13 protein-coding genes and 2 pseudogenes are annotated in these 13,785 nt (G+C 73.4%); 11 read left to right on the top strand and 4 right to left on the bottom strand.

Annotated elements, in window-relative coordinates:
* The first annotated feature begins 16 nt into the window (after positions 1 to 16).
* The 6 genes from tsaB to ABZS66_RS09005 all read left to right on the top strand — a co-directional run bounded on the left by tsaB (position 17) and on the right by ABZS66_RS09005 (position 5,896).
* Positions 17 to 670 (top strand): tRNA (adenosine(37)-N6)-threonylcarbamoyltransferase complex dimerization subunit type 1 TsaB, encoded by a 654-nt coding sequence (tsaB, locus tag ABZS66_RS09030; protein ID WP_354756566.1) that lies wholly within the window; start codon positions 17 to 19, stop codon positions 668 to 670.
* Entirely contained in the window at positions 667 to 1,119 is a 453-nt protein-coding gene (gene rimI / locus ABZS66_RS09025; protein ID WP_354756565.1) for a ribosomal protein S18-alanine N-acetyltransferase, read from the top strand. The genes tsaB and rimI overlap by 4 nt, the downstream gene beginning before the upstream one ends.
* Positions 1,106 to 2,152 carry a tRNA (adenosine(37)-N6)-threonylcarbamoyltransferase complex transferase subunit TsaD gene (gene tsaD / locus ABZS66_RS09020; RefSeq protein ID WP_354756564.1) on the top strand — a complete coding sequence of 349 codons (1,047 nt, stop codon included), beginning with the start codon at positions 1,106 to 1,108 and terminating at the stop codon, positions 2,150 to 2,152. The genes rimI and tsaD overlap by 14 nt, the downstream gene beginning before the upstream one ends.
* Positions 2,153 to 2,163: 11 nt before the next feature.
* Positions 2,164 to 2,421 carry a hypothetical protein gene (locus tag ABZS66_RS09015; RefSeq protein ID WP_354756563.1) on the top strand — a complete coding sequence of 86 codons (258 nt, stop codon included), beginning with the start codon at positions 2,164 to 2,166 and terminating at the stop codon, positions 2,419 to 2,421.
* A gap of 70 nt (positions 2,422 to 2,491) precedes the next feature.
* On the top strand, positions 2,492 to 4,168 hold the full coding sequence (locus ABZS66_RS09010) for an ABC transporter ATP-binding protein (protein WP_354756562.1): 1,677 nt from the start codon (positions 2,492 to 2,494) through the stop codon (positions 4,166 to 4,168).
* Positions 4,169 to 5,896: an ABC transporter ATP-binding protein gene (locus ABZS66_RS09005; RefSeq protein ID WP_354756561.1), complete on the top strand. Its 1,728-nt coding sequence runs from the start codon at positions 4,169 to 4,171 to the stop codon at positions 5,894 to 5,896.
* On the opposite strand, the gene ABZS66_RS09000 is transcribed toward ABZS66_RS09005, so the two are convergent.
* Positions 5,885 to 6,160, bottom strand: a complete 276-nt coding sequence (locus tag ABZS66_RS09000) for a DUF1707 domain-containing protein (protein WP_354756560.1) — start codon at positions 6,158 to 6,160, stop codon at positions 5,885 to 5,887. The genes ABZS66_RS09005 and ABZS66_RS09000 overlap by 12 nt on opposite strands.
* 19 nt (positions 6,161 to 6,179) lie before the next feature.
* A complete protein-coding gene (gene ybaK, locus ABZS66_RS08995; protein ID WP_354756559.1) occupies positions 6,180 to 6,659 on the bottom strand; it encodes a Cys-tRNA(Pro) deacylase in 480 nt (159 codons plus the stop codon).
* Positions 6,660 to 6,676: 17 nt separating this feature from the next.
* Here ybaK and ABZS66_RS08990 point away from each other — a divergent pair, with 17 nt between their 5' ends.
* Positions 6,677 to 7,423 (top strand): hypothetical protein, encoded by a 747-nt coding sequence (locus tag ABZS66_RS08990; RefSeq protein WP_354756558.1) that lies wholly within the window; start codon positions 6,677 to 6,679, stop codon positions 7,421 to 7,423.
* Here the strand turns inward: ABZS66_RS08990 and ABZS66_RS08985 are convergent.
* Entirely contained in the window at positions 7,386 to 8,573 is a 1,188-nt protein-coding gene (locus ABZS66_RS08985) for a class I SAM-dependent methyltransferase (RefSeq protein ID WP_354756557.1), read from the bottom strand. The two genes, ABZS66_RS08990 and ABZS66_RS08985, sit on opposite strands and share 38 nt — an antisense overlap.
* A gap of 187 nt (positions 8,574 to 8,760) precedes the next feature.
* Between ABZS66_RS08985 and groES the strand changes: the two genes are divergently transcribed.
* The 3 genes from groES to ABZS66_RS08970 all read left to right on the top strand — a co-directional run bounded on the left by groES (position 8,761) and on the right by ABZS66_RS08970 (position 12,619).
* Entirely contained in the window at positions 8,761 to 9,075 is a 315-nt protein-coding gene (gene groES / locus ABZS66_RS08980; protein WP_190249331.1) for a co-chaperone GroES, read from the top strand.
* Between the two features lie 93 nt (positions 9,076 to 9,168).
* A complete protein-coding gene (groL, locus tag ABZS66_RS08975) occupies positions 9,169 to 10,812 on the top strand; it encodes a chaperonin GroEL (protein WP_354756556.1) in 1,644 nt (547 codons plus the stop codon).
* Between the two features lie 295 nt (positions 10,813 to 11,107).
* Positions 11,108 to 12,619, top strand: coding sequence for a molybdopterin-dependent oxidoreductase (locus ABZS66_RS08970; RefSeq protein WP_354756555.1), 1,512 nt, complete (start codon positions 11,108 to 11,110; stop codon positions 12,617 to 12,619).
* Between the two features lie 168 nt (positions 12,620 to 12,787).
* On the opposite strand, the pseudogene ABZS66_RS08965 reads toward ABZS66_RS08970, so the two are convergent.
* Positions 12,788 to 13,126 (bottom strand): annotated as a pseudogene (locus tag ABZS66_RS08965) (WhiB family transcriptional regulator); the annotation flags it as partial.
* 201 nt (positions 13,127 to 13,327) lie between these two features.
* On the opposite strand from ABZS66_RS08965, the pseudogene ABZS66_RS08960 reads away from it, so the two are divergent.
* Positions 13,328 to 13,785: pseudogene (locus tag ABZS66_RS08960) on the top strand (helix-turn-helix transcriptional regulator); the annotation flags it as partial.

The raw sequence follows: 13,785 nt of genomic DNA, 5'->3' as shown, positions 1-13,785 counted from the left end.
GTCTAGAGTTGGGCGCGTGCTGGTGATGGTGGTGGACACGGCGACACCTGCGGTGACCGCGGCGCTCGTGCGGGTCAGTGACGACGACGTGACTCTGCTCACGGAGCGGGTCACCGTCGACGCCCGCGGCGCCGGCGAGCTGCTCGCGCCGCAGATCACCGCCGTGCTGACCGAGGGCGGCGTGGCGCCCGGCGACCTGGCCGCGGTCGTCGCCGGGACCGGGCCGGGGCCGTTCACCGGGCTGCGCGCCGGGCTGGTCACCGCCGCCGCGCTCGGCCACGCGCTCGGCGTCCCCGTCCACGGCGTGTGCTCGCTCGACGGCATCGGCCGCGGGCTGCCGGGCCGGGCGCTGGTCGCCACCGACGCCCGGCGCAAGGAGATCTACTGGGCGGTCTACGCCGGCGGGGTCCGGGTCGACGGGCCCGAGGTGTCCCGGCCCGACGCGGTGTCCCTCGACGGGATCGAGCGCGTCGCCGGCGACGGCGCCGAGAAGTACGCCACGGTGCTCACCCGCCCGCTGGACGGCCCGCGCTACCCGGTCGCGACGGCCCTCGCGGAGCTGGCCGCCGACCGGATCCGCGCCAAGGCGCCCGGCGAGCCGCTGATCCCGCTGTATCTGCGCCGCCCCGACGCCGTGCTGCCCGGCGAACGGAAGCCGGCGCTGCGGTGACGGCCCCGGTCGAGCTCGGCGAGCTGCGCTGGTTCCACATCGAGGAGCTGCTGCCGATCGAGGACGAGCTGTTCGGCGAGGAGCGCTGGTCCGCCGCCATGTTCTGGAACGAGCTGGCGGCCGGCCACCACTACCTCGTCGCGCTCGACGGCGACCGGATCGTCGGCTACGCCGGCCTCGCGCTGAGCCCGCCCGACGAGGCGTGGGTGCAGAACATCGGCGTGCGCAAGGACGCGCAGCGGCGCGGCATCGGCCGGCGCCTGCTGGAGGCGCTGCTCGCCGAGGCCCGCGCCCGCGGCGCGCGGCAGGTCCTGCTCGAGGTGGCGGTCGACAACGCGCCCGCCCAGAAGCTCTACGCCGAGTACGGCTTCGAGGCCGTCGGCATTCGCCGCGGCTACTACCAGCCCAGCAACACGGATGCACTGGTGATGATGCGTGAAGACGACTGAGCCCCTGGTTCTGGGCATCGAGACGTCGTGCGACGAGACCGGCGTCGGGATCGTGCGGGGGCACACCCTGCTCGCCGACGAGATCGCGTCGAGCGTCGACGAGCACGCCCGGTTCGGCGGCGTCGTGCCCGAGGTGGCCAGCCGGGCCCATTTCGAGGCGATGGTGCCGACGGTACAGCGGGCGCTCGACACGGCCGGCATCACGCTCGCCGACGTCGACGCCGTCGCGGTCACCGCCGGGCCCGGCCTGGCCGGTGCGCTGCTCGTCGGGGTGGCCGCCGCGAAGGCGTACGCGCTCGCGGCCGGCAAGCCGATCTACGGCGTCAACCACCTCGCGGCCCACGTCGCCGTCGACACGCTGGAGCACGGCGCGCTGCCGGAGCCGGCGATCGCGCTGCTCGTCTCCGGCGGCCATTCGTCGCTGCTGCGGGTCGACGACCTGGCCGGCGGGGTCGTCCCGCTCGGCGCGACCATCGACGACGCGGCCGGCGAGGCGTTCGACAAGGTGGCGCGGCTGCTCGGGATGCCGTTCCCGGGCGGGCCGCCGATCGACCGCGCCGCCCGCGAGGGGCAGGTCGTCATCCCGTTCCCGCGCGGCCTCACCGCCGCCCGCGACCTGGCCGGGCACCGCTTCGACTTCTCGTTCTCCGGCCTGAAGACGGCCGTGGCCCGCTGGGTCGAGGCCCGCGAGCGGGCCGGCGAGCCGGTACCGGTCAACGACGTCGCCGCCAGCTTCCAGGAGGCGGTCTGTGACGTCCTCACCGCGAAGGCCGTCGACGCCTGCCGGGAGCACGGCATCGAGACGCTGGTGATCGGCGGGGGCGTGGCGGCCAACTCACGCATCCGCTCGCTCGCGCAGGAGCGCTGCGACAAGTACGGCATCGCGCTGCGCGTCCCGCGGCCGAAGCTGTGCACCGACAACGGCGCCATGGTCGCCGCGCTCGGCTCGCACCTGGTCGCGTCGGGCGCCGCGCCGGGCGAGCTGGGCCTGCCGTCGGACTCCGCGATGCCGGTCACGGCGGTGACGGCGTAGAGTCCTGCGCCGTGATCGTGCGCATGTGGGAGGTCAGGGCGCACCCGGAGGCGTTCGACGAACTGCTGTCCTGGGTCTGCGAGGCGATGCTGCCCAAGGTCGAGGTCCACCCGCTGCACCTGAGCAGCGAGGTGTACGCGTCGACCGACCAGCGGCTGGTCGTCGTGTCCAAGTGGCGGGGCAGCACACCCGAGCCGTTCACCGACCCGCCGTCGCACCTGGTCGCCCGCAAGCCCCAGTTCTGGGACTTCACGCAAGTCGACCGCTGACCGACCGCTGACCGGCCGCTGAGAAAAGGTAAGGCGCGGAGGCGGCCGGGCGGGTTACGGTCGGCGGGCCATGATTCGACTGCCCCTGCCCGAGCCCGGCCGGCCCGACAGCCGGTCGGCCGCGCGGTACCTCCTGTGGCTCGCCCGCAGCCAGTGGCGGCTCATCCTCGGCGGGGTGCTGCTCGGCATCGCGTGGATGGTCAGCCAGGCCCTGGTGCCGGCGGCGCTCGGGGCCGGGATCGACGCGCTCGCCGCCCACGACCAGCGGCGGCTGTTCTGGGCCGGGGCCGCGGTGCTCGGGCTCGGCGCCGTCACCGCCGGGTCCGGGATCATGCGGCACCGGTTCGCGGTCAGCAACTTCATGACCGCCGGGTTCCGTACTGTGCAGGTCGCGGTGCGCCACGCCACCCGGCTCGGCGCGACGCTGCCGAAGAAGGTCGCCACCGGCGAGGTCGTGAGCATCGGCACCACCGACTTCGACCACATCGGCTTCTCGATGGACATCACCGCCCGCGGGGGCGGCGCGATCGTGGCCATCGTCGTGGTCAGCGTGCTGCTGCTGCGGGTGTCGGTGCCGCTCGGGCTCGTCGTCGTCATCGGCGTGCCGATCCTGGTCGCCGTCGTCGGCCTGCTGCTGCGGCCCCTGCACCACCGCCGGAAGCTGCAGCGGGACCTGTCCGGCGAGCTGACCAGCCGGGCCGTCGACATCGTCGCCGGGCTGCGGGTGCTGCGCGGCGTGGGCGGCGAGGCGGTGTTCGCCGAGCGGTACCGGCGCGAGTCGCAGCACGTGCGCGCCGCCGGGATCCGGGTCGCCAAGGTCGAGTCGCTGCTCGAGGCGGCGCAGATCCTGCTGCCCGGCTGCTTCATCGCGCTGGTGACCTGGCTCGGGGCCCGGTTCGCGGTCACCGGTCAGATCAGCCCCGGCGAGCTCGTCGCGTTCTACGCCTACGCGGCGTTCCTCATCTCGCCGCTGCGCACGCTCACCGAGTTCGCCGAGAAGGTGACCCGCGGCCTCGTCGCCGCCCGGCGGGTCGTCGACCTGCTCCAGATCGAGCCCGAGGTGGTCACCCCGGCCGGCCCCGAGCCGCTCGCCGACGGCGACCTCGACGACCCCGCGTCGGGGTTCACGGCCCGCCAGGGCGAGCTGACGGCGCTCGCCGCGGCCCGGCCCGAGGACGCGGCCGGGATCGCCGACCGGCTCGGGCTGCTCGTCCCCGGCTCCGCGGCCCGCCTGGCCGGGCGGCCGCTGACCCGGCTCGCCCTCGCCGAGGTGCGCGCCCACATCGTGGTCGCCGACAACGACGACCGGCTGTTCCGGGGTGTGCTGCGGGACGAGATCGGCGGCGGTACCGCCACGCTGCACGCCGCCAGCGCCGAGGACATCGTCGACGCCCTCCCCGACGGGCTCGGCACCGAGATCGCCGAGAGCGGCCGCGACTTCTCCGGGGGCCAGCAGCAGCGGCTGCGGCTGGCCCGGGTGCTCGCGCTCGACCCACCCGTGCTCGTGCTCGTCGAACCCACCAGCGCCGTCGACGCGCACACCGAGGCGCGCATCGCCGACCGGCTGCCGAAGGCCCGCGCCGGGCGGACCACGGTCGTCTGCACCACCAGCCCGCTGCTGCTCGACCGGGCCGACCGCGTCGCCTTCGTCGGCGCCGACGGGCGGGTCGCCGCCGTCGGGTCGCACCGGGAGCTGCTCGACACCTGCCCGCAGTACCGGGGCGTCGTCACCCGCGAGGAGGACTAGATGCTGCCCGTCGCCACCGGCGCCGAGGTCCGCGCCTACCTCCGGCGGCTCTTCGCCGCCTATCCGCGGACGCTGGCCTGGGTGCTCGCCCTGCACCTGCTGGCCGCCGTGGCCGGGCTCGCCGCCCCGTGGCTGCTCGGTGGCCTGGTGGAGCGGGTCTCCCGGGGTACCACCGCCGCCACTGTGGATCGCGTGGCCATCGCCATCGCCGGGTTCGTGGTCGCCCAGGCGGTGCTCGTCCGGGCGGCCCGGCTGGCGTCGGCGCGGCTCGGCGAGGCCGTCCTCGCGCGGCTGCGGGAGGAGTTCGTCGACCGGGTGCTGGCCGTCCCGCTGTCCACGGTGGAGCGGGCGGGCACCGGCGACCTGCTCACCCGGGCGTCGCGCGACGTCGGCCGCACCTCCGACACGGTGCAGCTGGCGGTGCCGACGATCGTCATCTCGCTGCTGCAGATGATCCTCACGTTCGGCGCGATCGCGCTGGTCAACCCGATCCTGCTGCTGCCCTGCCTGGTCGCGGTCCCGGTGCTGTACCCCAGCTCGCGGTGGTACTTCCGCCGGGCCGCCCCCGGCTACCTGCGCGAGGGCGCCGCGTTCGCCGGGCTGACCGACGGGCTGACCGAGACCGTCGAGGGCGCCCGGACCGTCGAGACGCTCGGCCTGCGGCGGCGGCGCATCGACCGCACCCAGGAGCAGCTGGGCCAGACGTACGCGGCGGCCCGGTACACGCTGTCGCTGCGCACGGTCTGGTTCCCGCTCACCGAGTTCGGCTACGTGCTGCCCGGCGCCGTCGCCCTCGTGGCCGGCGGCTGGTTCGTGTTCGAGGGCTGGGCCACGGTCGGCGAGGTCACGGCCGGCGTGCTGTACCTCGTCGCGATCATCGACCCGCTCGACCACATCCTGTCCTGGTTCGACGAGCTCCAGCTGGGCCTGGCGTCGTTCGCCCGGATCGTCGGCGTGCGCTCGGCCGCGGCGCCGGACGTGCCCCCGTCCGCCGCGCGGCCCGGCGACGAGCGGCTGGAGGCGCGCGACGTCCGGTACGCCTACGTGGAGGGCCGCGACGTGCTGCACGGCGTCAGCCTCGACGTGCGGCCCGGCGAGCGGATCGCGATGGTCGGCCCGTCCGGCGCCGGCAAGTCGACCCTCGGGCGGCTCCTCGCCGGCATCCACGCGCCCCGCGCCGGCACCGTCGAGGTCGGCGGGGTGCCGCTCACCGACCTCCCGCTCGACGAGCTGCGCGGGCACGTCGCCCTGGTCACCCAGGAGCACCACGTGTTCATGGGCACCCTGCGCGACAACCTGACCCTGGCCCGGCCCGGCGCCACCGACGACGAGCTCCTCGCGGCGCTCGCCACCGTCGACGCGCTCGACTGGGTGAACGCCCTGCCCGACGGCCTCGGCACCACCGGGCCGGCGCTGTCGCCCGCGCAGGCGCAGCAGCTGGCCCTGGCCCGCCTGGTCCTGGCCGACCCGCACACGCTCGTGCTGGACGAGGCGACGTCACTCATCGACCCGCGGGCCGCGCGGCACCTGGAGCGGTCCCTGGCCGGCGCGCTCGAAGGGCGCACGGTGATCGCGATCGCGCACCGGCTGTTCTCCGCGCACGACGCCGACCGGGTGGCGGTCGTCGAGGACGGCCGGATCACCGAGCTGGGCAGCCACGACGACCTCGTCGCCGCCGGCGGGGCCTACGCCGCGCTGTGGCGGTCGTGGCACGGCTCAGTGGAATAGGGCGTAGAAGGTGCCGATCACGACGACGGCGACGATCGCGAACAGGAACGTGAGCAGGAGCTGCCGGTCGTTGCTCACCGGCTCGGCCAGCTCCCGGCTGAGCTTGGGCAGGTCGACGGTGGCCCGGTGCAGCTCGGCGAGGGTCTTGGCCGCGTAGACGGTGCCGGCGCGCTCGGCGAACTCGTCGAGGGTGAGCCGGCCCGCCTTCGTGTGCCGCTGCAGGTCGGTGATCACCCGCTCGCGGTCTTCGTCGGAGGCGCGCACGGCATCAGGATACGGCTCCTCACCGAGTTGCGATGTCCGCCGTGATCGCGTCCGTCACCTTCACCAGGTCGTCCGGGGCCAGCTCGATCTGCAGGCCGCGGCGCCCCCCGGAGACGAACATCGTCTCGAAGCCCGACGCCGACGCGTCGATGACGATCGGCAGCCGGGAGCGCTGCCCGACCGGCGAGATGCCGCCCGTCACGTACCCCGTCGCGCGCTCGGCGGCGGCCGGCTCGGCCATCGCGGCCCGCTTCCCGCCGACGGCGGCGGCCAATGCCTTGAGATCGAGGGAGCTCGACACCGGGACCACGCCGACGGTCAGCTTGCCGTCGACGGTCGTCACCAGCGTCTTGAACAACCGCGCCGGGTCGACCCCCAGCGCCGCGGCGGCGGCCTCGCCGTAGGAGGCGGCCCGGGGGTCGACCTCGTAGGTGTGCGGGGTGAACACGATCTTCGCTCGCGTCAGCAGTGCGGTCGCCGGGGTGCCCTTGCTCGCCACTGGCCCACAATAGCGAGATGCAGATCGGTGCCGTCCAGATGTACCTCGGCCACGGCCACATCTTCCTGGGCGCCACGACCGCGGTGGATTTGTCCGTGTTCGACGGCGACGGCCCGGTCACGGCGACGGAGCACCACGTCCGGGTCGCGGCGCGGCCGCAGGTCGGGCTGGTGCGGGTGCGGCTGTGGCAGGGGGCCGGCCCGCGGGTCGGGAAGCTGGTCTTCGACGGGAAGCTGGCGCTGCCGGACGGGCGGTTCTGCGTCGAGGAGGCGACGGGGCTGTCGCGGTACGTGACGAAGGCCAACAGCTACGCGCCCCGCGTGCTCGTCGCGGTCGACGACCCCGGGCACGCCTCCCGCGTCGACGTGGTGCTGGAGCCGGAGTTCGTGCCGCGCAGCGCCCAGGTGTGGACGGCCGGCGAGCCGCCGTTCCCGAAGCTGACCGTCGCGCCGACCGTGCCGCGGCACCGGGCCGACGTGTTCGCCGACGCCCTGGCCGGGCACGACTTCCCGATCCGGCGCCTGGTCGCGGCGCTGCAGGTGGTGGCCGAGGAGCGGCGGCAGCGCAACTCGGAGCAGAGCGTGTCCTTCTACGTCAACGAGATCGTCGAGTGGCTGCGCTGGCTGCACGACCGGCTGACGTACGAGATGTGCCGGGACACCGGGCTGTTCCTGATGGAGCAGCTGGGGCGGCGCCAGCCCGAGCTGCTCGCCGAGGACGTGCTGGTCAACCTCCAGCAGCGGCTGGGCCAGCCGCTGTTCTGAGCAGCAGTACCGCCGGCTCGCCCGCGATGCGGGTGAGCGCGACGGTGGCGGGGTTCGAGCCGGTGAGCCGGAGGCTGCGGCGGAGCTCCTCGACGTCGAGGGCGGAGCCGCGTTTGAGGATGGTCAACGGCCCGGTGTCGAGGTCGCGCAGTGCCGCCCGGAGCCGCTTGAGCGCGACGGGCAGGTGCTCGAGGACCTCGTACGTGCGGGCGAAGGGGCCTGTCGCCGGCTCGTCGGTGTAGGTGTAGGCGATCGTCGGGTCGGCGAGGGTGCCGCCGACCGCCGCGGCGAACTCGGCGACGAGGTGCGCGCGGATGACGGCGCCGTCGGGGTCGTGGAGGTACCGCTTCGGCCCGGCGACCGGGGCCTGCTCCCGGCCGGTGCCGGTGAGCTCGTGGGTCGAGGTGGCGGTGATCACAGTGGCCCGGCGGGGCACCTCGGCGAGGGGGCCGCACCAGGCCGCCGCCTCGACCAGGTCGCCGTCGACGCTCACCCATTCGCCCTCGGCGTTGTCGGGCAACAGGTCGTGGTCGATGCCGGGTGCGAGCTTGAGCACGGTGTGCGGCGTGCGGCCGGGCAGGGCGGTGACGAAGTCCCACGGCGGCTCGTACGCCCTGGGGTCGAACACCCGCCGGCCGCCCTTCGTCCGGCGGGCCGGGTCGCAGAAGACGGCGTCGGTCGCTGGTTCCACCTCGGTGGCGTCGCCGTGCTCGACCGTCACGCCCGTGAGGCGCAGCGCCGCGGCGTTGGCCTCCGCGATCCGGGCCGTGGCGGCGTCGGCCTCCACCGCCCGGACCCGCAGCCCGGCCCGCGCGAACGCGATCGTGTCGGCGCCGATGCCGCAGCCGAGGTCGGCGACGCTGGTCACCCCGGCGCGCCTGAGGCGCTGCGCGCGCCGGTCCGCGACGACCGCCCGGGTGGCCTGCTCCAGGCCCGCCCGGGTGAACAGCATCACGGCCGCGTCGGCGCCGAACTTCGCGGCGGCCCTCCGGCGCAGCTCGACCTGGGTGAGCGCGGCGGCGGCGAGGGCGGGTGGAATACCCTGGGCGCGGAGGCGTTCAGCTGCCTTGAGCGGGTCTGCGGTGCCGATCGCCGCGGCGGCCGTCAATGCGCGCTGGCCGGCCTCGCTGAGCAGGTCGTCGACGTCCACCCGACGATTATGCGCGGGTGATTTCGTGGCGTGTTTGGCACTCTCCTTGACGGAGTGCTAGACCGCGACATAACCTCCGATTAGCACTCTCGTGTCGAGGGTGCCAGCCACCCCGGCCGGAGCCGGCACCCGCGACGACGGCTTCACCGGGCACTCGATAGCGCAAGAATCAATACCCCAGGAGGGTATGCCCGTGACTACCGCGACGAAGGTTGCGATCAAGCCGCTCGAGGACCGCATTCTGGTCCAGGCCAACGAGGCTGAGACGACCACCGCCTCGGGCATCGTCATTCCGGACACCGCCAAGGAGAAGCCCCAGGAGGGCACGGTCCTCGCGGTCGGCCCCGGTCGGATCGACGACAAGGGCAACCGGGTTCCGATCGACGTGAAGGTCGGCGACACGGTCATCTACTCGAAGTACGGCGGCACCGAGGTCAAGTACGCGGGCGAGGAGTACCTCGTGCTCTCCGCGCGTGACGTGCTCGCCGTCATCGAGAAGTGACGATCCAGACCAAGTAGCAGTGGCCACCGCCCCGGACCGTGCGCAGGAGCGCAGGCGGCCGGGGCGGTGTCGCTTTGAAGGGAATTCACAAGCATGTCGAAGATCCTGAGCTTCTCCGACGAGGCGCGCCACCTGCTGGAGCACGGCGTCAACCGCCTGGCCGACACGGTCAAGGTCACGCTCGGCCCCAAGGGGCGCAACGTCGTCCTGGACAAGAAGTTCGGTGCCCCGACCATCACCAACGACGGCGTGACGATCGCCAAGGAGATCGAGCTCGCCAACCCCTACGAGAACCTCGGCGCGCAGCTGGTCAAAGAGGTCGCGACCAAGACCAACGACGTGGCCGGTGACGGCACCACGACGGCCACCGTGCTCGCCCAGGCGCTGGTCCGCGAGGGCCTGCGCAACGTCACCGCGGGTGCCAACCCGACCGGCCTCAAGCGCGGCATGGACGCGGCCGCGGCCGCCGTCGTCAAGGCGCTGAAGGAGAAGGCGACCCCGGTCGCGAGCCACACCGAGATCGCCCAGGTCGCCACCATCTCGGCCCAGGACGCCGCGATCGGCGACCTGATCGCGTCGGCGATGGAGCGGGTCGGCCGCGACGGCGTCATCACGGTCGAGGAGGGCTCGACCCTCACGACCGAGCTCGAGGTCACCGAGGGCATGCAGTTCGACAAGGGCTTCATCTCCCCGCACTTCGTGACCGACGCGGAGGCGCAGGAGGCGGTCCTCGAGGACGCCTACGTCCTCATCACCACGCAGAAGATCGCCGCGATCGAGGAGCTGCTGCCCCTCCTGGAGAAGATCGTCCAGGACAACAAGCCGCTGCTGATCATCGCCGAGGACGTCGAGGGCCAGGCCCTGTCGACCCTGGTGGTCAACGCGATCCGCAAGACCTTCAAGGTCGTCGCGGTGAAGGCCCCCGGCTTCGGCGACCGCCGCAAGGCGATGCTGCAGGACATCGCGATCCTGACCGGCGCCGAGCTGGTCGCGCCGGAGCTCGGCTACAAGCTGGAGACCGTCGGCCTGGAGCAGCTGGGCAGGACCCGCCGCGTCGTGGTCGCCAAGGACCTGACCACGATCGTCGACGGCGGCGGCGACAAGTCCGAGGTCACCGCCCGCGTCGAGCAGCTCCGCAAGGAGATCGAGGCGTCCGACTCCGACTGGGACAAGGAGAAGCTGAACGAGCGCGTCGCGAAGCTCTCCGGCGGTGTCGCCGTCATCAAGGCCGGCGCCGCGACCGAGATCGAGATGAAGGAGCGCAAGCACCGCATCGAGGACGCGATCTCGGCCACCAAGGCCGCGGTCCAGGAGGGCATCGTCCCGGGCGGCGGCGCCGCCCTGACCCAGATCGCCCCGGTCCTCGACGGCGACCTGGGCCTGACCGGCGACGAGAAGGTCGGCGTCGCCATCGTCCGCAAGTCCCTGGTCGAGCCGCTGCGCTGGATCGCCCAGAACGCGGGCTTCGACGGCTACGTCGTGGTCGGCAAGGTGCAGGCCCAGGACTTCGGTCACGGCCTGGACGCCGCCACGGGCGACTACGTCGACCTGGTCAAGTCGGGCATCGTCGACCCGGTGAAGGTGACCCACAGCGCGGTCGCCAACGCCGCGTCGATTGCGGGCCTGCTCCTGACCACGGAGAGCCTGATCGTCGAGAAGCCCGAGGCCCCGGAGCCCGCCGCCGGCGGTCACGGCCACGGCCACGGGCACGGCCACTCGCACGGCCCGGGCTTCTGACCCACGCCGTACCGAACGGGGAGCCCTCGCTCGGGGGCTCCCCTTTCGCTGTCCCGCGCCACCCCGTCGTGCGTGTCGCCGGCGCGCCGCTCCGGCATGATCGTGGCAGTTCGTGGGTCGTATGCGGACGGAAACTGCCGTGATCATGCAGGCCCCACCGCTCGGGCCATGATCAAGGGAAGCAAACGGCTGCCAGGGCAGCCATCGGTTTCCCTTGATCATGCGGGCGCCGGAATGATTAGGGTTCCATTACCGGGCTTGGTGGCACGCTGCAGGGCGCCGCATGCTTGGCGGCGTGAGAAGTCGTACGTACGGTGCGCTCGCCGGGATCACCGCTGCCGCCGCGGCCATCGCCGTGGCCGAGGCCGTCGCCATCCTCACCGGTGCGGCGACCGCGCCCCTCGTCGCCGTCGGTGGCGTGGTGGTTGACGCGGTGCCCGCCGGGGTCAAGAACTTCGCCGTCGACGTCTTCTACACGTACGACAAGGTCGCCCTCCTCGTCGGCACCCTCGTCCTGCTCGCCGCGTTCGCCGCCGTCACCGGCGCGCTCGCCGCCACCAGGAACCGGATCTACGGCTACGCGGGCATCGGGATCTTCGCCGCGGTCGGCATCGTGGCCGCGCTGACCAGGCACAACGCCCCGTGGTACGCCTTCGTGCCCACGTTGGTCGGCGGCATCGCCGCGGTCGCGGTCCTCGAGACGACCCTGCGGCCGAAGCCGAGCGAGAGCGGCTACACGTACGAGCAGCGGCGCTGGTTCCTGCGCGTCGCCGGCGGCACCCTCGCCGGCGCGGCCGTCGTCGGGTTCGCCAGCCGGTGGTGGGCCACCCGCCGCGGGGTGCAGGCCGAGCGGGCCGCCGTGCAGGTGCCCGCGGTCAGCGACAGCGCCGCCGGCCTCCCGCCGCAGGCCGACGCCCAGCTGCCCGATCTCGCCCCGTTCGTCACGCCGAACAAGGACTTCTACCTCATCGACACCGCCCTGGTCGTCCCGCAGGTCTCGCCGGCCGACTGGACGTTGCGCATCCACGGGCGGGTCGACCGCGAGGTCACCATCACCTACGACGAGCTGCTCAAGCGCCCGATGATCGAGCGGTACATCACCCTCGCCTGCGTCTCGAACGAGGTCGGCGGCGGCCTGATCGGCAACGCGAAGTGGCAGGGGGTGCGGGTCAGGGACCTGCTGGCGGAGGCGCGGCCGAAAGCCGGCGCCGACCAGGTCGTCAGCCGCTCCGTCGACGGCTTCACCGCCGGCACCCCGACGAGCGTGCTGCTCGACGACCGCGACGCCATGCTGGCCATCGCGATGAACGGCGAACCGCTGCCGATCGAGCACGGCTTCCCGGTCCGGATGGTGGTCCCGGGGCTCTACGGGTACGTCTCGGCGACGAAGTGGCTGGCCGAGCTGGAGCTCACGTCGTTCGCGGACTTCGACGCGTACTGGATCAAGCGCGGCTGGGCGGCCCAGGCCGTCATCAAGACCCAGTCGCGGATCGACACCCCGCGCGACGGCGGCGAGCCGAAGGCGGGGCCGCTCGTCATCGCCGGCGTCGCCTGGGCGCAGCACCGCGGCGTGTCGAAGGTCGAGGTACAGGTGGACGAGGGCGAGTGGCAGCGGGCCGAGCTGCTCGCGGTGCCGTCGGTCGACACCTGGCGGCAGTGGCGGCTGAACTGGACGGCGACCCCGGGGAAGCACCGCCTGACGGTGCGCGCCACCGACAACGGCGGACAGACCCAGACCGACGCGGTGGCGCCACCCGACCCGGATGGCGCCACCGGCTGGCACTCAATTGAGATCGACGTCAGATAAAGCCGGAATGATTCGGCCGAACGGCTGGAAGAAAAGCAATCAACGGGCAGCGGCACGCGTGGACGGGCGACGTTGCGACGGTACCCCGGGCGCCGGGTGCGTCGGGCCCGGCCGGCCGGCCCGCAGCGGCTGCTGCGCGCCCGCCGTGAGGGCCGGCGCCGGGCGCAGGCCCAGCTTCGCCTCCAGCCGCGGCACGTCGACCCGCTGCCGGCGGCGGTCGGCCGCGTCCTCCCAGCCGATCGCCAGCAGCCGCAGCCGCTCGCCCTCGGTGAACCCGCCCCAGACGCCGTACGGCTCCCGGGACGTGAGGGCCTGAGCTGCGCATTCGGCCCGCACGGGGCAGGCCCGGCAGACGTTCTTGGCCGCTGCCTCGCGCCGGCCGCGCGACGCGCCGCGCTCACCGTCGGGGTGGAAGAACTGCGCGCTGTCCCGTCCCCGGCACAGCCCGAGCCGCTGCCAGTCCCAGACGTCAGCGATCGGTCCGGGCAGGCGAGTCACATTCGTCATTCGCTCCTCCTTCCAGGCGTGCGGCCTGGAATTCGCGCAAGGCACAAACCCTGTGCAACGCGCGAGACCGCCTCAGGTAACGGCATGCCGTCGGTCAATTTCTGTAAGGCCAATCGCGGCGAAACCACGTCTAGATCTCGCCATTTCGTGTTTCTCTCTTTGAGAGAGAGGAGCACGACGGTGCGTACGATTTTGGTGTGTGTGCGAACACAGGTCGCGGCACAGACGGTCGCCGCGGCCGCGGCGAGACTCGGCGTGGCACACGCGGTGCGGACCGCCGTCACGATGGTCGAGGCCCTCGCCCGGCTGAGTGAGCTGCCCGTGGACCTGGTGCTGGCGGACCCGGCCCTGGCCCGCCCGGACAGCGCGGAGTTCTCCCGCCGCGTCCTCGCGGTGGCGCCCGGCGCGACGGTGGTCTTCTTCGGCACGGAGGATCCGCGCGCGGCGGCCGCAGCGATCGCCGCCGGCGCGCGGGCGGTCATCCGCGTCGACACGGCCGACCCGGTGACCACGCTCGCGAAGGCGGTGCTGCTGGTGCTGAGCCAGGTGCGCACCAACGGCGAGCCGGTGCTCCAGGCGCGCGTCGGCGCTCCCGCCCACGCCGGCCCGGCCGGCGGGGTGCCGGTGGCCGCCCGCGGGCTGACCCGCACGGCGGCCGC

This window comes from Dactylosporangium sp. NPDC005572 (assembly GCF_040605515.1).
Taxonomy (GTDB): Bacteria; Actinomycetota; Actinomycetes; order Mycobacteriales; family Micromonosporaceae; genus Dactylosporangium.
The sequence above is the reverse complement of the archived record's forward strand: the minus strand, read 5'-3'. Positions and strand labels throughout refer to the sequence as shown.